Raw genomic sequence first — 20089 nt, forward strand, 5'->3', positions numbered from 1 at the left:
ACCGTTCAGTTAAACGATATCGTTCACTATTGTCTAAACCGCTTGTTCCTGCAACCCCTCACTGCGCGAAAAGGTTCCCCCATCCCATGCTTTGGATCGCAATCCGGATGCTGACTGGCGATGCCCAAAAGTTTTACGGGCTTTTGTTCGGCATTGGCTTTTCGACCTTGTTGATCACGCAGCAGTTGACAATTTTCGTCAACTTGATCGAGCGCGGCGCAAGCGGCGTATATAATGTCGCTGAGGCTGAAATCTGGGTTATGGACCCGGTCAGCCGCACCACTGATGTCAAATTTGAAATGCCCGCCACCGCCCTTGATGAAGTGCGCTCCGTGCGCGGGGTTGAGTGGGCTGTTCCGCATCTTCGCTCGGCTGCCTCAGTGCGAAGTAGCACCGGTGATTTGGAACAGGTGGCGATTATCGGCGTCGATGACGCAACACTGATCGGCCTACCCAAAAATATGCTCGAAGGAGCAAAAGAAAGCCTCTCGCGCCCCGATTCCGTCATCATCGACGATCTTGGCGTCGTGAATATGTTTGAGGACGGGACTGATCCAATCGGCCAGCGGCTCGAGTTAAATGATCAGCGTGCCGTTATTCGCGGTATCGCTGATTCCATTCCCAGCTTCACTAGCCAGGTCACACTCTATACCAAATACAGTCAGGCGCTGAATTATGTCCCCGGCACACGCAATCGCCTAAGTTTCGTCCTTGCGGGAGCTAGTGAGGGCACCGATCCAAAAACGGTCGCACTTCGGATCGAAGAGCAGACAGGGCTGAAGGCACGTACACGTGATGAGCTGGCTCAAGCAGGGGTCGATTTTATCATCCAGAACACCGGTATCCCGACCAATTTCGGGATTACGGTATTCTTGGGCTTCGTTGTCGGCGTTGCAATTGTGGGGCTCACTTTCAGCCTGTTCATCCGCGATAATATAAAGCAATTCGGTGCGCTCAAAGCCATTGGTGTAACCAATGCCAAGATCATCAAAATGGTCGCTGCACAGGCCGCGCTTGTCGGCTTGATCGGATATGCCCTCGGCGTGATGGGCACAGCGCTCTTTATGTATGGGTTTAGCGAAGTTCCTGAATTTAAGGGTTTCTATATCCCGCTCCCAATCCCGATCATCAGTCTCGGCGCAGTGTTTATTATTTTGGCCCTGACCGGTTGGATCGCGATCCGCAGCGTCCTTCGCACAGAACCCGCAGCGGTGTTCCGGTGAGTACGAATGCAGAACCCGATCAAATGATCGACCAAGACGCAACTGCGATTTGTGCGCGCGGAATCGTGCGCGACTTCCAGGCTGGCCAGTCAACAATCCGCGTCCTTCACGGGATCGACACGGATATTCGATCTGGCGAGATGACCTATGTCGTCGGAGAAAGTGGCTCGGGAAAAACCACCCTGATCTCAATCATGTGCGGTATTCTCTGGCCGACCGAAGGCGAAGTGCAGGTCTTTGGCACAGACATTTACAGTCTGTCAGACACCGATCTGGTCAACTTCAGATTGGAAAACATCGGCTTTATTTTCCAACAGTATAATCTGATTCCCTCAATCGATGCCGCAGCCAACGCCGCCGTGCCGCTGATCGCGCAGGGGATGGACGTTGCTCCCGCACGCGAAAAAGCAATCGAGCTTCTCAAAAAACTCAATATTGGCGATCAAGCCGAAAAGCTGCCCAACCAACTATCGGGAGGCCAGCAACAACGCGTCGCTATCGCCAGAGCGCTGGTTCATGAACCCCGTTTGGTAGTGTGCGATGAACCAACAGCGGCGCTCGACGCAAGTTCTGGTCGCCGGGTCATGGACCTGCTGCGCGAAGTCGCAGTCGCACCCGATCGTGCCTGTATAATTGTGACCCACGACAATCGCATTTTTGATCTCGCAGACCGCATCCTCGTGCTTGAGGACGGTGTTGTAACCCATGATGGCACAGAGATGCCGGATGACCACTGATCTCACCGTTTGAGGATATTATGGCCTTGCTCCCCTCCAAAATCAGTTTTTCGCGCCAAGTTCTGCCGGTCATTGCATTGATCGGTCTTATCATTGCTGTGCTCTACGTGTTCGAGCTCTTGCCGGATCGCGAACTGAGCGAACCCGATCAGGAACCGCCAAAAGCGACGGGCGAGTTGGCTGACAGCAACCGTGTTGCGGGCTCAGGTCTGGTCGAGCCCTCGAGTGAAATCATCGACGTCGGCAGCGCGCTTTCCGGTCTGATCGTTGATCTGCGGGTTCAGCCGGGTGACTTTGTCGAAAAAGGGCAACCCCTGTTCGTTGTCGACGATCGGGCGATCAGGGCGCGCCTTCAAGAAGCAAATGCTGCGATTGGTGAGGCGCGCGCAGCCATTCGCGAGGCGCAGACCGCGCGATCCACCGCTCAGCGTCAGCTCGCTCTCTACAGGAACATTGATGATCCTGCCGCGGTTAGCCAAGCTGAGGTCATCCGCGCGGAAGGAGATGCTTCCGCCGCGAGCAGCCGTCTGGAACTGGCGCGCGCTCGGCTCACGGCTGCGCAAGCAAGCGCTGGTAGCGCGAGAACTGAATTGGGCCGATTGACGGTCCGCGCGCCAATCGCTGGAGAAATTCTTGCGGTAAACATCCGCCCAGGCGAATTCGTTTCCACTCAAGGTGGCAGTTCGACTCCATTCATCCAAATGGGCGAGACTCGACCCCTGCATGTACGAATCGATGTGGATGAGAACGAGGCTGTACGCTTGGCCCTGGGTGCAGATGCGACGGTGAGCCCGCGCGGCGCAGCGAGCGAGCAGGTGAAAGCCAAATTTGTTCGCGCCGAGCCCCAAGTCGTTCCCAAAAGACAACTGACCAACAGCGCAGCCGAGCGTGTTGACGTAAGGGTGCTCCAAGTCATCTACGAACTGCCAAGCGGCGATCTGTTCAGGGTCGGTCAGCAGGTCGACGCGTTTATTCCAGCCAACAATGGAGACGATACCAAGAACGAAGCCGAACCAAGCGCAGAGCAGGAAGGCTGAGGCGATGCATTTGTATTCACCAAAGCTGCTTGGTCTGGCCGCGCCGCTGGCTCTTGCTGGTTGTGTTGCAGGGCCGCCGCCAGAGATCGCAACGCCAGCGCCCGATCTACCCGAAGCATTTCTCTACGCTCCATCAGCGAGCACAAATGCAGCTCTTGGAGACCTGCTGCCGAACCATGATCCCGCATTCGTTGCCTTGTCCGAAACGGCAATCGAAAGCGGTCCGAACCTCGCTGAAGCTTTGGCCCGAATTGAGGCGGCCCGCGCCGGCGCTCGCGGTGCAGGAGCGAGCAGGTTGCCGACAATTTCTGGCGATGCAGCAGTCACCGGCACACGCATCAATCCAGCACAGTTCGGTGATGGCGCGGCGCAGGGCGGCTTTATCGACGCCGAGCAGGTTCAATACGGAGCCAACCTGATCGCCAGCTGGGACGCCGATCTTTTTGGCCGGTTGAAGGCGCAGGAGCGCGCTGCCCTCGCCCGGGTCGACAGCGCAAACGCTGCTGCAGCCGGCGTGAGAATTGCTCTGGTTGCAGAGATTGCGACCAGCGTGATCGACTGGCGAACGCTGGCCTCCCGCGAAGCTGAATTGCGCAATGATGTCCAAGCGGCGGAGCAACTCGCGAAGCTCGCCAAGACTCGCGAGGACGCAGGTTTATCGCCCGGTTTCGACCGCGTTCGAGCAGAAGCAGCGGCGAGCGCATCGCGATCACGGCTGGCAACGCTCGATAATGAACGCGCCCGCATTATCGGTCGCTTGGTGGTACTAACAGGGCGAAATGCTGGCGTGGTCAGTCAAACCCTGACTGTGGTTCCAGCCGAACGCGGCGCACTTCCGTCTGCGCCAGCCTCCTTGCCATCACAATTGCTTGCCAACCGACCCGATGTGCTCGCGGCAAACGCCGAACTTGCTGCCACTGACGCAGACCTCGCGGCAGCCGCTCGTCAACGGTTTCCGCAGCTCACCCTATCCGCAGCAATGGGCCTATTGGCGTTCAATCTTGGCGACCTGTTCGACAACAACTCGCTTGTCGGTTCTGCGACGGCGGGATTGGCGGCGCCGCTGCTCGACTTTGGCCGGATCGAAGCCGAAATTGACGGCGCCGCAGCAAACAAGCGCGCGGCATTTGCAGCCTATCGCGGAGTAGTTTTTCAAGCGCTGGGTGAAGCAGAGACAGCCTACGGCCTAATCGATGCAATCGACCGGCAAGCAGAGCTCGCAACAAAGGAGCGTGACGAATTGCAGCGCGCCGCGCGTTTGGCTGACACAAGATACAGAGCGGGGCTGGCTGATTTTCTGACTGTGCTAGAGGCTCGCCGAGCCGCAGACGATAGCGGCGCGCGGGCCGCACTTGCATCTGGAGAGGCCGAGCGTGCACGCGTCATCTTATGGCAAGCATTGGGCGGAAGCCAATCAGAGCAAGATGCGCTCGAATAGCCAATAGCTCGCTATGATCCCTATAAAATAACTTGCGAGGTTGAGCGCCGGAGCCTCTGCATTGGGCGCAATTCGAACGATCATCGCTCGCAGCGCCAATAGGCCGGCGATAATCAGCAGCTGCCCTGCCTCCACCCCCAGATTGAATGCCAGGAGAGCCGCTGGGACTTCTCCCCCGGGCAGGCCAATTTCGGCAAGCGCTCCTGCAAAACCAAAGCCATGGAGCAGGCCAAAAGCAAATGCGACGATCCAAGGTGCGCGCTTGGTCCAGGTCTCGCTGGCCGGATCCCTCAATGACTTGGCCAATTCGACCGCCAGAAACACAATCGATAATGCGATCAATGCCTCGACAGGGCGACCTGGCAAACCAGCATAGCCTAAACTTGAAGCGATCAATGTGATGGAATGTGCGATGGTAAATGCGGTCGCAGCCTTGATGACCGGCCAAGGTTTTACGATCAGCAAGACCAACGCGATTACGAACAACAAATGGTCCCATCCCGCGAGGATGTGCTCGACACCGATGATAAAGTAGCTCTGAAAAACCTGCCATCGGCTTGGTTCGGGAGCAATTTCTGCTGTTGGAGAGTCTGCAGTCAGCCGAACAGTCTGAACTGGCGTTGCCATGGGGACGTAGCGCAGCAACGCGTCGCTCCGCCCGAACAGCCCATCGAAGCCAACGCGCCGTCCCTCAATCGGTCCCTCGCATTGGACTTTCGCGTGACCCGTTTGAGCAAGGTCTGCGACACGGACAATTGGCTCCACCGCGTAAGCGCAGTTGCTCGGAAGGATCGGTCTAACCGCGAACGCAGAATCAGCAGAGCGATCCACGGCCAAAGGCAACTTCCAGTCGAGCGACCACTCTGTTTTGCTGATCTGTTCAAAGTCCATTACGGCGGGCCGCATCTCGTCAGCTGCTGCAGGCGCCGACCACCAAACCAGCCCAAGGGCGATCACTACGAACAACTTTCGAAACGCGCCCATCACTTGTCTATCTCGACAGTGTAGGCTTCGCGCAGCACGTTGTAGGCGGAGTTCTTGCGGTCTGCGATTGTGGCAGTACGCCAGGCTTTCTCAACTTCGCCGCGGACCTGTTCGAATTCCGGCGTTTCTTTCACTTCGCGTTTGCGCAAACGGACAAGATGCCACCCAAATCCAGAGCGCAACGGGCCATGCCAAGCCGAACCTGTCTCCAATGGCCCCATCGCATTCAGGAACTCTTTACCGAAGCGGGCTTCAATATCGCTCGAGGTCATGCTGTCGACCGATCTCGACAGGCTGATTGCTTCCCCGCTCTCTGACCAATTCTCGGTCCGCCCGATGGAGTTCAGCGCATTTCGTGCGGCTTCCAGTTTTGAAAAATACAGCTGGTCAAAGCTAAATTCTGCTTTCCCCGAAAATTGGTCCGGGTTCTGCTCAAACCAGTCGCGCAGAGTCGCTTCACGCGGGGTTGCAGCCTCTGCCTGCGCGCTGGCGGCGAAATCCATTTTGCTGACCAAGCGTCGCCGAACAACCGGATCATTCTGATCCAAGCCCAATTTTAAAGCCTCGCGATACAAGACCTCATCGCGCACATATTGTGCAATCTGTTGGTCGAGTTCCGCATCGGTTGGAGCCCGTCCCAAGGTCCGCTCAAAGCGCAGTGCCAATTCAGCCTGAACGTCCCGGTCAACTTCGATCACACGGCTTGAAGGATCGATATCTGCGCCGCGCAGAGTAAAGAAGACAAAAACCAAAGCCCCCGCAAACAGGAAATGGACCAGCGGTTCGCGTGTCCACTGAGGCCAGCTCACCCCTCCTCCATGATCGCTGGAGCAGCGGGCTTGAGCCAAATTGGTGAGGTGTAGGCGCGTTCTTGCGCAACCGCGTCCGCGAGCGCCTCTTCGGACAAGGTAATGCCAAACCGCTTCGCATCGAACAGAGTCCATCGCGGTGTCGGGATTTCAATCACACGAACATAATAGAAAGCGCGCTGACCTTCTGTGTAATCAGGGTCGACCCACACGGTGCGTAACTCGTACCGCGCCGATATCATTGGTGTAGGTTGCTTGCGCGCGGTCGACCGTATCACCCACCGCTGGAACCGAACCGTTCGTGAGTTGACGCTCCTCCATCTCGCTCCAGACTACATCGAAGACACGTTCTCGCGTCGATCCATTTTGGTCGACCCAGCCCTTCACCACTTGAACGCGGTCTAAATTGGCACCGTCAGGATCTTTCAATGCGGAGATCATAAAGCTAGGCGCCGCCCCCCGTCCGGTCAGTTCTCCCCCATTGGAACGCCGCGTGTGTACCCTTCGCGAACCCAATCGCCATCCCAATCATCCTCGGTGAAATCGAAACCGCCAAACATGCGAACCGTCATGCGCGGACCGGTTGTGGCGTAGACTTCGCGGCGAGCAAACGCGTCAAATATCTCAGCTCTGGTGTTGCCCCGCGCCCATGCGGCGGTATATCCCCCTGCCAGATAGTGCCAACCAAACCTGCCTTCTCTGGTGCCTAGATTTTGAGCCTGATTGGCCCGACCTCTGTTATCCTGTTCGTTGCCGCTGTGCTTACCCCAGAAGTTGTCTTCATCACCTGTCGCAAGCGACGTGTGGCTATCGGTCGAGCCAATCATCCCGAATGCATAAGGATTTGCGCCAAGCTGTTCCTCAAGCGACAGCCCCCGCTTTAATGCCTCGCGAGCGTAGGACCCGGCATACATATCCGGGTTGGTCCTCGCGGTCAGCGGCAGGTTTCCAAGCTCCCAGCCGGTGACGCCGAAACCTGCCATCTCGTCATTCGGCGACAGGAATGGATGCGTCTCGCTGTCACCCTTAATCTGCGTTACTTCAACCACTGGTTCTGCCGCCGCACGCTTCGCCGCATATTCAGAGGTCATCGGACTACCATCCGGCATTGTGGTTTCGAACATCAAGCCGTTCGAGAGGTTCGAATTGTGCGGGATTGCGAGTGCCTGGCCTCCCGTGGTCTCGCTGTAAGACGCCATATAGTCCCACAATTGCTCAGGCGTTGTTGAAAGACCTGGGAAGGGCAGGATTCGGCTGGTTTTGTCGCTCCCATCGCGAAACATCACGACGCGGTGAAGGTTGTTGCCGTCCGGCATTAAGGTCCACTCAAAGCCGGCCAATGCAGTAAAATCACCCGGCTTATTATAGCGATCGAGCAATTCGATGTGCGCGTTCCAGATCTCCGTTGTAGCCTCGCGTTGCCGTTCTGGATCGCTCAGGGCTTCGGGAAGTCTGCCATTGGCAGCAGCAGTGATCAGCTCGGCAATTGCCAATTGGGACTGCTCTGGGCTTTCGTGCATCATGTCGTACCATCGCAGCAGCGTATCATCGCCCATGGCGACCACACCGATCCGAGGTGCATCATACAGCCTTCGAGTAGCGCCCAAGCCGTCGGAGTGATCAGCAATAACGAGAAAATCGAGCGGCCGGGCAAGTTTCGTCTTCATGCCAGTCGTCGCCGTCACCTCTTCACCGCTCGCAAATTGCAAGGCAGCTTCTGGACCCAAGCGGACACCAAAGCCAAAAGCATCGACCGAATTGTCAGTGTGAAGGTGCGTGTCGCCCCAGTACGGGCGATCGGGAAATTCTGCGAGCTCTATGGTGCCTTCGCCATCTCCGCTTTGAGAGGGGTCAACACTCTCCAAGCTGTCGCAACCGCTCACCGCAAAGCATGCCAGCGCTGCCAATGTCCATGATTGACGCATCATTCCCCTCAACTCTCCGCTGAGAAGTGTGCGCCCGTCAGAAGCCTTGCGTCAAGTACGGCGGGCTAGGCAGATCTTTGCAATAAGGCAGTTCGCTCGCAACGGCAGACAACTTCATCGCGTTGATTCAGCATTTCATGCGTGAAAGTGACGATGCCCGCTTTGGGACGAGATTTGCTTTCACGCAATTCTTTGACTTCACTGGTCGCGCGCAGCGTATCGCCGATAAACACCGGTTTCGGTGTGGTGACGTTGTTGAACCCGAGATTGGCAACGAGAGTGCCTAGCGTCGTATCCCCGACCGACAGACCGACCAGCAATGAAAACGTGAAAGTGGAATTGACGAGGATCTGTCCAAATCCGCTTTCCTTGGCGGCTTCCACATCCAGATGCAGCGGCTGAGGATTGTGAGTCATTGTCGAAAACAGCAGATTATCCGTTTCGGTCACCGTGCGCCTGATTTCATGCTCGATCCGGTCGCCAACTGTCCATTGATCAAAGAATTTCCCAGCCATAATTTATCGCCCCTCCTTCCAAGCGGCGACTACATCCGCACCATCCATATCGCTACCTCTTATGGTTCCTGGTGTGCGACTGAAGCGAGGAGCAGGAGCCGTGTGCCATTCGCCGTCATTCTCAATATAGCTTCCTCGCGCTCGCAAGTGAGGATGGTTGCGCGCTTCATCGACATTAAGGACCGGCGCAAAGCAAGCGTCTGTGCCTTCAAGCAGATCGCACCACTCAGCTTGAGTTTTGGTCTTGAACATAGTCGCTAGAGCCGCGGCATAATCATCCCAATTGCTCGAATCCATTTGGCCAGCTTGCAAGTGCTCCGGCGCACCGGACTTCGTCAAAAACTCTGCATAGAACTGGGGTTCGATCGCCCCAACAGAAACCTCTCGACCATCTGCGCACTCAAAACAGCGATAGAAATGAGCAGCCCCGCCAAGCATACCTTTGCCTCGCTCGGTGGAGAGGTAAGGACGATTTCTGACGCCAAAAAAGAAGCTCATCAAGCTGGTGGCACCGTCGACAATGGCAGCATCTACGACCTGCCCTTTGCCCGAGCGTTCCCGCTCGTAAAGCGCGGCAAGAATGCCGAACGCGCAATAAAGTGAGCCGCCCCCGAAATCCCCAACGAGGTTTTGCGGTGGCACTGCAGGTTCGCCCGCTCGGCCAACCGCCGACAGTGCCCCGGTGACTGCAATGTAATTGATATCGTGGCCAGCCGACTTCGCTAGCGGACCGTCCTGGCCCCACCCAGTCATCCGAGCATAAATCAGTCGCTCGTTTGCGGCGCACAAGACGTCTGGACCCAGCCCAAGTCTCTCCATCACACCGGGGCGAAAACCTTCAATAACGACGTCTGCGTTGGAGAGCGCAGACAAGCAAAAGGCTTTCCCCTCCTCGCTCTTCAAATCAACTTCGACGCGATGCCTCGCCCGCTCCACCACCGGATTGCTTATTAGCGTGCCCGGTACCGCTCGATCCGGACGACCTCTGCGCCGAGATCCGCCAGAAGCATCGCGACGTGTGGTCCTGGACCGATCCCAGTGAATTCAACTACCCGCAGTCCGGTTAGCGGACCGTTCGATTGCGACATCGCGTCATCTCCCAACATTAGAGAACACCTTTGACCCGCTGCGCAACGACTGGCAAGAATCTCACGGCAAAACAGGAGTGAAATCGTGAAACGGGTCTTGGCTGCTGCCTCTGCTGGCGGGCATTGGGAACAATTGATGTTGCTGCGCTCAGCCTTTGGCCAAAACGAAGTGTGCTTCGTCACCACCGACAAAAGCATGGCAGAATTTCACGGGATTGCTGACGCCGTTGCGATTATTGATTGCAATAAGAGCAAACCAATTCACGCGCTGATTTGCCTCGCCCAAGCAATTGCCGTCGCGCTCCGCGAGAGACCTGATGTCGTGATTTCAACTGGCGCTGCGCCAGGCCTCTTTTGCGCGCTTGCTGGTCGGTTGCTCGGTGCAAAAGTGCTCTGGATCGACAGTCTGGCCAACGCAGAGCAGCTCTCCATCTGCGGCAGTCTTTCGAGGTTCATCTCGCATGAAACACTTACACAGTGGGAGCATCTTGCAGACGCTCACCGTGTTACGCATGCAGGATCCGTGCTTTGATTTTGGTTACCGTTGGAATGCAGTTAGGTTTTGACCGGCTTGTCAAAGCGATGGATGACATTGCGCCGTCACTTGATGAACCGGTCTGCGCTCAAATCGGGAAAGGCGAATTTGAGCCCCAAAACATGGATTGGAAGCGCAATTTCGGTGCAGCGGAGCTCGAAGCCCATGCGGCGCGATCACGCGTAATTGTGGCGCATGCTGGGGTCGGAACCGTGCTCACCGCCAGGCGGGTGGGGAAGCCGATTATACTGTTTCCACGATCAATGGCGCTTCGCGAACATCGCAACGACCACCAGATCGCCACTGCGAAACAATTGATCGCTTTACCAGGTATTTACGTCGCTGAAGATCAACCTCAGCTAAGCGAGCTTCTGCATCGACCAACCGATGAGCTAGCACCGCCTGATACCGAAGCACGGCCAAGCAGCAAGCTCTTGGATAAGATAGAGAATTTTATCTTCGCGGCCTGAAAGCCGCTCAAATCGACACAGGCTATCACGGTCAAGCGCCCAGCATGGTAAAAATGCTGGCAAGCCTAACGCGATTTTAAGCCCTTCTGCTCCATGAAGCCTTCCAAATTTGAGGCTATAAGCAGATGAATGCACCCTTTGATGCAGAAAAGACCCTCGATCCACTAGGATCGGTAGAGCCAGCGCTTGACGTTCAAGTGGCGGTGATTGGTCTTGGCTATATCGGCTTGCCGACGGCAGCTGTGCTGGCAAGCACTGGCTGGAACGTTTGCGGCGTAGATATTTCCGAGAGCGTAGTAGATACAGTAAATAGCGGACGCGTGCACATTGAAGAGCGCGATCTCGATCAGCTCGTAACAGATGGCGTCGCCGAAGGTCGCCTTAGGGCCTCGATCGAGGTCCCCAAAGCGAACTTTTATCTGATCGCTGTGCCGACACCCTTAGCCGAAAACAACGAGCCAGACATAGGGTTCGTAGAGGACGCTGCTCGCGTCATCGCACCCAAATTGCAAAAGGGGGCATGTGTCATTCTGGAAAGCACTTCGCCAGTTCGGACAACCGAGCGTGTGGCTGAAATCTTTGCTGAACTCAGGCCCGATCTGCAGATTCCCACTTTCGCTGATGAGACCAACTTTGCGCCAAGCAAGGCGGATATTGCATTGGCGTATTGTCCAGAACGGGTGCTGCCAGGCAAAATTGTTAAAGAGCTTATCACGAACGATCGGGTCATCGGCGGCATGACGCCAGATTGCGCTGAACGAGCCGCAGCGCTGTATTCCAGCTTTGTGCAAGGAACCTGCCTGATCACAAACGCTCGGGTCGCTGAAACGGTCAAATTGGTCGAGAACAGCTTCCGGGATGTGAACATCGCCTTCGCGAATGAGCTATCCATGATCGCCGATGAGATCGGCGTGGACGTTTGGAACGTCATTCGGCTCGCCAATCGCCATCCAAGGGTGAACATTCTTCAACCAGGACCGGGCGTCGGTGGGCATTGCATTGCTGTTGATCCGTGGTTTCTTGTAGCGGGCGCTCCGGCCAGTGCGAGGCTCATAAGAACGGCTCGCGAAGTGAATAATCACAAGGCAAAACATACCGAAAACCGGATCAGGTCGCTGGTCGCATCGCAGCCCGACAGCACGGTCGCCTTGCTTGGCCTAGCCTTCAAGCCTGACATCGATGATTTCCGCGAAAGCCCGGCACTAGAGATTGCTGAGGCATTGGCACCAAATCTCGGAAATAGGCTGAAGGTGGTAGAGCCTTTTACTGACGTCCTCAGCCCCACGCTGGCAGACGCAGGTGCCCACCTTTGCGACCTTGACGAGGCACTCAGTACAGCAGACATCGTTGTCGTCTTGGTCGACCATACTGATTTCAAATCGCTCGACCGTGAACAGCTCAACGGCAAGATCGTCTTCGACACAAGAGGCATGCTCAGCAAATGACAAACAGCCAAGATCGGACCAAAATTCTGGTTACGTTTGGCACTCGTACCGGAAGCCATCAAAATGTTCCCGGTCGTAAGCGCGCTGCGCGGCTACGAATGCTTTGATGTTCGCGTAGCTGTAACTGCGCAGCACCGTGAAATGCTCGATCAGGTCATGGAAATTGCTGGGATCACCGCAGACATCGATCTCGATTTGATGCAACCGGGCCAATCGCTTGATGGGCTATCAGCTAGGATCATAACTGAATTTGGAGCAGTGCTTGACGCCGAGAAGCCAGACCGTGTTCTCGTTCATGGCGACACGCTCACCACAATGATGGCAACGCTTGCTTGCTATTTTCGCCGCATCCCGGTTGGTCATGTCGAGGCCGGGCTGCGCAGTGGCGATATCTATTCACCATGGCCAGAAGAAGTGAACCGCAAGGTTACCGGCGCGATCTCAGATCTCCACTTTGCCCCAACACAAGGCGCGGTACGACGCTCTACTGGCTGAGAATATTGCAAAATCTTCGATATTTGTGACGGGAAATACAGTGCTCGACGCCTTGTTTGCAGCGAGGGAGAGGCTGGCTAAAGACCTAGGCTTGGCGAACATAATCGCCCCGCTCAAACAGCGGTTCTCTGACAAGAAAATCATCGCAGTCACAGCTCATCGTCGCGAGAATTTCGGTGAGGGAATGGAAAGGATCGCATCCGCCTTGCGCACGCTGGCTCAGCGTGACGACATCGCGATCATCTACCCTGTCCATCCTAACCCGAATGTCTCGGAAATAATGCATCGAGAGCTTGCGCAGATCCCATCAGTCGCGCTGATTGCGCCGCTTGATTATCTCAATTTCGTGGCGATGATGGAAGCGTCCCACATTATCCTGACCGACTCTGGCGGGATACAAGAGGAGGCCCCGAGTTTGGGCAAACCTGTCCTTGTCATGCGTGAAACGACGGAGCGGCCTGAAGGTGTTGGGGCAGGCACCGCAAAATTAGTCGGAGCAGAGGCCAGCACCATCGTCGATGAGACAGTCAAATTGCTCGACAACCCCGATGCCTACGAGCGAATGGCACAGGCACACAATCCTTATGGAGATGGCAAATCGGCGCAGCGAATAGCCCAGATCATCTCAGCTCATCACTGATCGGGCTTCTTCTCCAAGCCAGACCAAAGCGCGCATCCAGCAACCATCGCGGCGCATCCCAAATCGAACAGCCAATTCACTTTCAATGGGCCACTGCCTTGCAGCCATTCATCACCACCATCTCCGCCGATCAAGACGCGGCAGCCATCCGCAGCAGCTTGACGTTCCAGATCGCGCGTCATCGCCCCATTGGTGGCGATTGGGATGTCAAAATTCGACTGCGCTTGTGCTTGGAACCACTCGAGGGGTGGCTGGCAAAGCGTAACCTCAGTAATTTCCCTTCCGAGATGCTCGCCGACCGCTCTTGCGAATTCCAATTCATCGCCTGGAGAGCCTTGCTCCGTTACAAGCGTGTAGCCGGCAAGCCCCGGGGCGGGCAATTCTCCGCGCCGCGCGAGTCGATCAGCGATCGCAAAAATGGCTGAGGAATCGAGCCCCCCACTTACGTTGTAGCCAACCTTGAAGCCCGAGCGCGATGCACGCCGAACGCAATCTGTCAGAAGCCAGCGGTAGTGCTCAACATAGTCGGCATCATTTGTGTGACGGTTGGAGATATCGGTGTTGAGCGCCCAATGACGCTCAAAAGCGAGTTTTCCATTAGCGAAGGTCATCACATGGGCAGGCTGTAGCCGTCTAATACCTTGCCAAGGCGTGGCCTCCCGATCGAACCATTTGTCCGCCATCAGCCCGGCGAGATAGTCAAGGTTCGGCTTTGGCTTTGGATTAATCTGGCCAACCATTGCCGCAAGATCACTCGCGACAATCAGTCTCTCGCCGTCATGGTGGAAGAACATCGGGCGCAGTCCGCGATGATCGCGGGCGCAGACCAATTCTGCCCGGCGCGAGTCTGCGATCACAAACGCAAACTCACCATCAAGGTGCCTGGCGCATCCCGAACCCCAAATTTCGTAAGCGCGCAAAACCAATTCGACATCGGACTGGTCGCGTAAAGGAATACACCGCTTACGAAAATCTGCCCGCACCTCATCGCGATTGGCAAGATATCCATCGAACACAAGCGCGACTTTTTGATCTTCGCTCAAGCGCGGTTGTATTTCATCTTGAGCATTCTGCGTGGTGAGGAGAAGATTCGCCCCTAGACCCACTCGACTTCCGCCATTGCTGGCCGGCTCGCCTTGATCATCGAGCCAGAAATCACTGCCATCAGATCGACGATTGCTCATTGCCGACAGCATTTTCTTGAGCGCGGTACGGATCGACGCCATTGCCGTCGTATATCGCTGCGATCGAAGTCATTGTTCCACGGACGCCAGCCTTGTTGAGGCACCATCTTCAACTTCGAATAGATAGCAGAACGGCTCTAACTCGGGAAATCCGAAATGACTGGCCCATAGTTCGGGATGAACCAGGCCCTCGGCACCAGCCGGATAGTAGTGAAGGAAAAGCAAATTGCAGAAGCCGCCCGGCGCAATAGACTTGCGGTAATGCCAGCGCGAACTGCCACAGAAAAGTAGAGCCTGACCCGGCTCCAGCGCATAATCCTCCCACTTGATTTTTTGGTCTTTCATAACCTCTCGGGCTTGTCGGTCTTGCGATATTGAAAGACACGACCAGTCCACCGGATCGCTAAAGGAAATGGGCCAAGGCTCGCTCTGATCAATGCAATAGTCGAGCGTGAACATGGATACCGGCTGATCCATATGCACTTCACATTTTCCCGTCCGCCCATAGAGACTTAAGAAGTTGTATCCCAAGGCAAGCTGGCAGCCGACCAATTCACTGACCCAAGGCAAAAGACGCTTTTGCAGTTCGATAAAGTAGGGATGGTCATGCAAAATATGCCGGCCAAATCGCTCTAGCTCATAATGCTGTAAGTTATGCACTGGAAGGTCAGCTACGACCTGCCTGATTTCATGTTGCACAGCAATTTCTATCGGTGGGTTGCATTCTCTGACGGGCCCGCGCCCGTATCGCTGTAATTGCGAAAATCCTTCCCGAAACGGAGCCAGCTTGTCTGGCGCGATTTCTGCAAGATAAAGTTGCGCCGCCTCGAAGCGCCGCACGAATTTGGCATCATACCAAAGTGACCCATCAATCTTCGAAAGAGCGGAAACAGCGGCTAGATGGAGGTAGCGATACTCGGGATCAGCCAAGCGATCTCTGATCCTGTCCTGCGGCATTTGCTCAAATTGCTCCTCAATATCCCTGCCCGATTGGCACTAGGCGAGCGGCACGTTTGGTGACACGATAGAGAACCATGACCAAGACGCCAACATCGCCCCACCTGATCCAGAAGGACAAGTTGAGGTTTCGAGACTGGCAGTGGCTCATCCCGTATAGCATTCGTGGCATAGGAGAGCTGGCACGAGCTCGGATTGAGCTCGGAACCATCGATACCCGTGAGATTGCGACCTATGGCGAAAGCAAAGGGCTCTCAACTGGCCCGATAGACCCGCTCCCCATGCTTTTGCGCATTCAGTTTGTAATTCCGCGCCTCGCCAAGAAGCTTCCTTGGCGTACCGACTGTTTGGTGCAAGCGATTGCTGCGAGGAGATGGATCCATTCATCAGGTTTGGAAACGCAGCTGAATCTTGGGGTCAAGAACCGACCAGATGAGCCATTCGGGGCGCACGCGTGGTTGATCTGCAACGGTCTGATCATCACGGGCGGGGACGTTGATGAATACACTGTATTGACGCACAAAAAAGCGCGGTACTGACAGGTCCGCTTAGATCGCTATCAAGGGCTGGGGGCTCCATCGCACGTGCGCGGTCTACGTATTTCTTGCTATCTTAATGAATCTACATCTATCATGACGTTGAAGTCGCAACATATTGGAGTGCCATATGAAGGCTTTTAGTCAAATTTCACTGGCCACACTGGCTTGTGTTTTGGCGATTACGCCTGTCGCCGCACAAGCCAATACGCGTGCCGGAGACTACTCGACCAACTACTCGAATTCACTCGGTGATTTTGGCGCGCGCTGGACCGCACAGGAATTCTGGTTTGGTGAAGAGGATGAGGTTGGCGCCTACGTCTACGCGTTGATAGGCGGAGCGGCTGTGATCATCGCGTTGATTGTGTTGAGTAGCAGCACTGGCGAACCCAACACGCCGCCGATCAATCAATCGCCAGGGGCTGCTTGAGCCAGTCGACCGGGACAGGTCTGGACGCCAATTGTCGCTCGCCACCTTTCATGCAACCTCCTAACCGCGCTGGATGTCCGGCTTGGTCGAATCCCATTCAAGACGCGACAGCAAATGGGTGATCGCCCTATTGCTCGTCGCAATTCTGCTGGGAGGTGGCGGCGTACGCTATGGGCTGACCAATTTGGCAGTGCAGCTGACTGCCCTCATCGTCTTGTTCTTCCATCGCCAAGAGTTGGTAGCGTTTTGGAAGAATGCCCCCTTTGCTTTGGCTGCTTTGATAGGGATGACGCTGCTCGTTCCTTTGCTACAACTCATCCCGCTGCCTGAACACATTCTAACAATCTTGCCCGGGAGAGAACCCATCGTCGAGGCTCGATCCTTAGCAGGAGCGAGCGGGTGGGTCCCCTTCAGTGTTGACCCTGCACGCACGCTCGTATCGTTGACGGGGTTGATATTGCCAATGACGGTTTTGGCGATAGCGTCGGCACATAGCGGCCAGCGTCTGATAACGGTTGGTTGGTGGATCGTTGCTGCGTCCGTCGCTGCGCTGTTCCTCGGCATGATCCAAGTCATGAGCAACGGCATGATCGGCTTGCTCTATCCAGAAAATCCGATGCCCGGAGTTTTGTTCGGGACATTCGCCAATCGCAATTCGGCAGGTTTATTTTTCGTCGGAGCGCTCGCTCTCGCTGCATTGCTGCCCCTGCCAGAAAGGATCAAGGCGGTCCCATTCGCACGGTGGGTGATTTGCTGCCTCTTGGTTCTGGCAGTCCTACTCACGCGGTCGCGCAGCGCAATCGTGTTGGCATTGCTACCGCTTGGTTTGATTGCGGGAAAAGCGATTGCGGCGCGCGGGCTCCCTGGCCTTAAACTCGGGAGCTTGCTTGTCGCCCTGATCGCAGTCTCAGGGCTCGCTTTTATCGCGGCGGGTTCCAACAATCGAGTTAGCGAGAGCTTTGAGCGGTTCAAAGTAACGCAAGATGCAAGAATTCACATCTGGGATGACGCAGCTTATTCTGCTGAGCGTTATTGGCCTGTCGGATCGGGAGTTGGAACGTTCGATGAGGTTTTCCAACAGGAAGAGTCGCTCGAAAATCTGACGCCGCGTCGTGCCGGTCGAGCGCATAATGACTATCTGGAAGTCGCGATCGAAGCTGGATTACCGGGCCTGCTGCTGATCGGTGGTTGGCTTGCTGTCGTATTTTGGTTGAGCTGGAAAGCGCGTCGTTCGCGATTGCGATGGGAGGCTTGGGCCGGAAGTACGATACTGATCACAATCGCAGTCCAGAGCGTGACCGATTATGCGCTCCGATCCCAAACTATGCTTGGATTAGCAGCCTTTGCCTTGGCACTGCTGTGGCGATTGGGAAGCGTCCGGTACGGAGGGTTCGCGATGAAAGCAACACTGTGGGCGGTATTTCTTCTCGGAATTGCTGCGATAACGACAGCAGCGCAGCTTGATCGCCAATCGCGGATCAACCCTGAGCTTGCCGTTTACGTGCCAGCGCCTTTTCGCGGCTTTGCACAAGAGCATATTACTTTCGATGCGGTCCGGCGATCAAAGGGACCTGAGTCACTTCGCCAAGCACGGAAACTCGTCACACGCAGGCCCCTGCCAGCTGAACATTTGCGCCTGCTTGCGCTGGCTGAGGGATTGAACGGAAAGCCAGGTCGGAGCGTCTTAGCCATCCAAGAAGCCGGCCAAAGAGGCTGGCGCGATCCCGCTGTTCAGGAGACGATGTTGCGGCTTGCTCTAGCCAATAATGACCGTGGCGAGGCCGCGCGGCGGTACACTGCGCTGATCGCCAATCCGCAAACACCTGAGGAGCTTCTTCGCGAGCTCGGCCCGCTGGCTCTATCGACGCAGCAGGCGCGCGCCGATTTTGCAGCGATATTGGCTCCTGCAGAACGGTGGCATCGCCTTTTTCTGAGGCGGGGCGTGACAACCCTGCCTCCCGAGAATGCCGATGAGGTCATATATCAGGCCATCGGTCGAAACGCAGATTTTCCCTGCTCCGAGCTTAGGCAAGCTGAGCGCGTCATCCAGCAAAACAATCCCTCAGAGCGCTCTCATACTTCCAATCTCATCGCACAAAAGTGCTGACCTAGATCAAGCCTCTTTGAGCGTAGGACGATAGAGTAGCGTCATCCCATCCCAGCAATTCGCCGTAAACTTCTGCATTGTGCTGACCTGGAACCGTCGGAGCCGAGCGCCGAAACCCTGAAGAAGTCTTGGAAAACTTCGGGAAGGCATTTTGCATTTTGAGCTTTCCTTTCCCTTCCGTTTCAACCTCAATAATTGCCTCGCGAGCTTTGAAGTGTGGATCATCCAGCATGTCCTTGGCGGTGTACACCCGCCCGGCAGGGATTGAATGCTCAATCATCAAGGCATCGACTTCAGCAATGGTCAGAGTTCCGGTCCATGCGTTAATTATTTCGTCCAGCTCGATCTGGTTGCGACCACGCGCCAAATGGGTAGCGTATTCGGGATTCTCAGCAAGCTCTGGCTGACCCATCGCTTGGGCCAAACGCGCGAAGATCGCGTCATTGTTCGCGCCGATCATGAATGGACCGTCTTCGCAAGAATAGACATTGGACGGTGCGATACCCGGAAGGATTGAACCGGATCGCTCGCGGATAAAGCCGTTGTAGTCATACTCCGGAACGAGGCCTTCCATGACTTGGAGCACCGCTTCATACAGAGCAGTATCGACCACCTGCCCCTCTCCGGTTTTTTCGCGGTGGTGGAGCGCGGCGAGCACGCCCATACATCCGTATGTCGCGCAAAGTGTATCGCCAATAGAAACACCCATCCTCGCTGGCGCGCGATCTGGCTCACCCACGATGTAGCGCCATCCGCCCATTGCCTCACCAATGCCGCCGAAGCCTGCCCGCGATGAATAGGGACCGGTTTGGCCATAGCCGGACATCCGAGCGATGATCAGGCGAGGATTCTCTTGGTGAAGCTGTTCAGGTGCGAGGCCCCAGCGCTCAAGCGTGCCGGGTTTGAAATTCTCGATTAATACATCGGCCTTCGCGATCAGCTTGCGGGCGAGCGCCTGACCATCGGGCTCTCTAAGGTTGCACGTCACAGAACGCTTGTTTCGCGCGATAACTTCCCATTGAACTTTGACGTCTCCTTGCCCCCAATCGCGCATCGGATCACCCTTGCCAGGAGGCTCAATCTTGATGACATCCGCGCCCATGTCGCCGAGCAATTGTCCGCAGAATGGACCAGCGAGCAGCTGACCCATTTCCACGACGCGCAATCCATCGAGCGCACCGGGTGGGGCATGCTCGCTCATTCGGCTGCCTCCGCGATCTGGTTGTGCCATTGGGGCTGGATCGGTGCGGGTAGGCCGGTTTCGTCCTCACAAGCTGCGCGTAATGCTTCGATGCCGGGGCCATAGTCGAAAAGCGGCAAATCGCCGCGCGATCCTTTGATCTCCTCGCGCAGCGCATCCGTCGCAGCTGTATCAATTTCGCCAGTAGCGTCCGCGACAACGCCGTAATCGCGCGCGCCTTCGGGCGTTACCAGGCCTTGACGGATTTCGAGCCCCACCGTTTCGGGGGCACGCTCTAGCGGGTCGCCCCAACCTCCGCCGCCCCATGTGATGAAGTGCAAGAGATCGCCTGCC

Annotated in this window: 20 protein-coding genes and 2 pseudogenes; 11 read left to right on the forward strand and 11 right to left on the reverse strand. The window is 56.1% G+C overall.

Features of this window, described 5'->3' with window-relative positions:
* The first annotated feature begins 86 nt into the window (after positions 1 to 86).
* From ACZ1GU_RS13380 to ACZ1GU_RS13395, 4 genes are read left to right on the forward strand one after another with little or no spacing between them, the layout of a single operon-like run.
* Positions 87 to 1223 (forward strand): ABC transporter permease, encoded by a 1137-nt coding sequence (locus ACZ1GU_RS13380; RefSeq protein WP_472648454.1) that lies wholly within the window; start codon positions 87 to 89, stop codon positions 1221 to 1223.
* Positions 1220 to 1960 carry an ABC transporter ATP-binding protein gene (locus tag ACZ1GU_RS13385; RefSeq protein ID WP_472648455.1) on the forward strand — a complete coding sequence of 247 codons (741 nt, stop codon included), beginning with the start codon at positions 1220 to 1222 and terminating at the stop codon, positions 1958 to 1960. Before ACZ1GU_RS13380 ends, ACZ1GU_RS13385 begins: the two co-directional genes overlap by 4 nt.
* Positions 1961 to 1980: 20 nt before the next feature.
* Complete coding sequence (locus tag ACZ1GU_RS13390; RefSeq protein ID WP_472648456.1) at positions 1981 to 2997, forward strand: efflux RND transporter periplasmic adaptor subunit; 1017 nt, start codon at positions 1981 to 1983, stop codon at positions 2995 to 2997.
* Positions 2998 to 3001: 4 nt separating this feature from the next.
* Entirely contained in the window at positions 3002 to 4435 is a 1434-nt protein-coding gene (locus ACZ1GU_RS13395; protein WP_472648457.1) for an efflux transporter outer membrane subunit, read from the forward strand.
* Here the strand turns inward: ACZ1GU_RS13395 and ACZ1GU_RS13400 are convergent.
* From ACZ1GU_RS13400 to ACZ1GU_RS13430, 7 genes and pseudogenes are all read right to left on the reverse strand, one after another.
* Entirely contained in the window at positions 4412 to 5419 is a 1008-nt protein-coding gene (locus tag ACZ1GU_RS13400) for a HupE/UreJ family protein (protein WP_472648458.1), read from the reverse strand. The two genes, ACZ1GU_RS13395 and ACZ1GU_RS13400, sit on opposite strands and share 24 nt — an antisense overlap.
* Positions 5419 to 6228 (reverse strand): peptidylprolyl isomerase, encoded by an 810-nt coding sequence (locus ACZ1GU_RS13405; protein WP_472648459.1) that lies wholly within the window; start codon positions 6226 to 6228, stop codon positions 5419 to 5421. The genes ACZ1GU_RS13400 and ACZ1GU_RS13405 overlap by 1 nt, the downstream gene beginning before the upstream one ends.
* Positions 6225 to 6440 (reverse strand): DUF3604 domain-containing protein, encoded by a 216-nt coding sequence (locus ACZ1GU_RS13410; RefSeq protein WP_472648460.1) that lies wholly within the window; start codon positions 6438 to 6440, stop codon positions 6225 to 6227. The genes ACZ1GU_RS13405 and ACZ1GU_RS13410 overlap by 4 nt, the downstream gene beginning before the upstream one ends.
* Positions 6424 to 8156 (reverse strand): annotated as a pseudogene (locus ACZ1GU_RS13415) (DUF3604 domain-containing protein). Before ACZ1GU_RS13415 ends, ACZ1GU_RS13410 begins: the two are co-directional and overlap by 17 nt.
* Before the next feature lie 62 nt (positions 8157 to 8218).
* Complete coding sequence (locus ACZ1GU_RS13420) at positions 8219 to 8668, reverse strand: MaoC family dehydratase (RefSeq protein ID WP_472648461.1); 450 nt, start codon at positions 8666 to 8668, stop codon at positions 8219 to 8221.
* A gap of 3 nt (positions 8669 to 8671) precedes the next feature.
* On the reverse strand, positions 8672 to 9607 hold the full coding sequence (locus ACZ1GU_RS13425) for a CaiB/BaiF CoA transferase family protein (protein WP_472648462.1): 936 nt from the start codon (positions 9605 to 9607) through the stop codon (positions 8672 to 8674).
* Positions 9608 to 9618: 11 nt separating this feature from the next.
* The gene (locus ACZ1GU_RS13430) at positions 9619 to 9774 is read right to left on the reverse strand and encodes a CoA transferase (RefSeq protein ID WP_472648463.1); all 156 of its coding nucleotides are present in this window, start codon (positions 9772 to 9774) and stop codon (positions 9619 to 9621) included.
* A gap of 67 nt (positions 9775 to 9841) precedes the next feature.
* On the opposite strand from ACZ1GU_RS13430, the gene ACZ1GU_RS13435 reads away from it, so the two are divergent.
* The 4 genes and pseudogenes from ACZ1GU_RS13435 to wecB all read left to right on the forward strand — a co-directional run bounded on the left by ACZ1GU_RS13435 (position 9842) and on the right by wecB (position 13341).
* Entirely contained in the window at positions 9842 to 10288 is a 447-nt protein-coding gene (locus tag ACZ1GU_RS13435; RefSeq protein ID WP_472648464.1) for a glucuronosyltransferase, read from the forward strand.
* Positions 10234 to 10761 carry a glycosyltransferase gene (locus ACZ1GU_RS13440; protein ID WP_472648465.1) on the forward strand — a complete coding sequence of 176 codons (528 nt, stop codon included), beginning with the start codon at positions 10234 to 10236 and terminating at the stop codon, positions 10759 to 10761. The genes ACZ1GU_RS13435 and ACZ1GU_RS13440 overlap by 55 nt, the downstream gene beginning before the upstream one ends.
* Before the next feature lie 125 nt (positions 10762 to 10886).
* Positions 10887 to 12206 (forward strand): UDP-N-acetyl-D-mannosamine dehydrogenase, encoded by a 1320-nt coding sequence (wecC, locus tag ACZ1GU_RS13445; protein ID WP_472648466.1) that lies wholly within the window; start codon positions 10887 to 10889, stop codon positions 12204 to 12206.
* 141 nt (positions 12207 to 12347) lie between these two features.
* Positions 12348 to 13341 (forward strand): annotated as a pseudogene (gene wecB, locus ACZ1GU_RS13450) (non-hydrolyzing UDP-N-acetylglucosamine 2-epimerase).
* Here wecB and ACZ1GU_RS13455 read toward each other — a convergent pair.
* On the reverse strand, positions 13335 to 14525 hold the full coding sequence (locus ACZ1GU_RS13455; RefSeq protein WP_472648467.1) for an asparagine synthetase B family protein: 1191 nt from the start codon (positions 14523 to 14525) through the stop codon (positions 13335 to 13337). The pseudogene wecB and the gene ACZ1GU_RS13455 sit on opposite strands and share 7 nt — an antisense overlap.
* Before the next feature lie 69 nt (positions 14526 to 14594).
* Positions 14595 to 15455 (reverse strand): hypothetical protein, encoded by an 861-nt coding sequence (locus ACZ1GU_RS13460; protein WP_472648468.1) that lies wholly within the window; start codon positions 15453 to 15455, stop codon positions 14595 to 14597.
* Between the two features lie 104 nt (positions 15456 to 15559).
* Here ACZ1GU_RS13460 and ACZ1GU_RS13465 point away from each other — a divergent pair, with 104 nt between their 5' ends.
* The 3 genes from ACZ1GU_RS13465 to ACZ1GU_RS13475 all read left to right on the forward strand — a co-directional run bounded on the left by ACZ1GU_RS13465 (position 15560) and on the right by ACZ1GU_RS13475 (position 18555).
* Entirely contained in the window at positions 15560 to 16021 is a 462-nt protein-coding gene (locus ACZ1GU_RS13465; RefSeq protein WP_472648469.1) for a lasso peptide biosynthesis B2 protein, read from the forward strand.
* Positions 16022 to 16148: 127 nt separating this feature from the next.
* Positions 16149 to 16448 carry a hypothetical protein gene (locus ACZ1GU_RS13470; protein WP_472648470.1) on the forward strand — a complete coding sequence of 100 codons (300 nt, stop codon included), beginning with the start codon at positions 16149 to 16151 and terminating at the stop codon, positions 16446 to 16448.
* A gap of 463 nt (positions 16449 to 16911) precedes the next feature.
* Complete coding sequence (locus tag ACZ1GU_RS13475) at positions 16912 to 18555, forward strand: O-antigen ligase family protein (protein ID WP_472648471.1); 1644 nt, start codon at positions 16912 to 16914, stop codon at positions 18553 to 18555.
* Between the two features lies 1 nt (position 18556).
* Here the strand turns inward: ACZ1GU_RS13475 and ACZ1GU_RS13480 are convergent, their stop codons facing one another.
* Together ACZ1GU_RS13480 and ACZ1GU_RS13485 are read right to left on the reverse strand one after the other, a co-directional pair.
* Positions 18557 to 19756, reverse strand: a complete 1200-nt coding sequence (locus ACZ1GU_RS13480) for a CaiB/BaiF CoA transferase family protein (RefSeq protein WP_472648472.1) — start codon at positions 19754 to 19756, stop codon at positions 18557 to 18559.
* Positions 19753 to 20076, reverse strand: coding sequence for a hypothetical protein (locus ACZ1GU_RS13485; RefSeq protein ID WP_472648800.1), 324 nt, complete (start codon positions 20074 to 20076; stop codon positions 19753 to 19755). The genes ACZ1GU_RS13480 and ACZ1GU_RS13485 overlap by 4 nt, the downstream gene beginning before the upstream one ends.
* Positions 20077 to 20089: the final 13 nt, after the last annotated feature.

Source organism: Erythrobacter sp. HA7-11 (assembly GCF_055693605.1).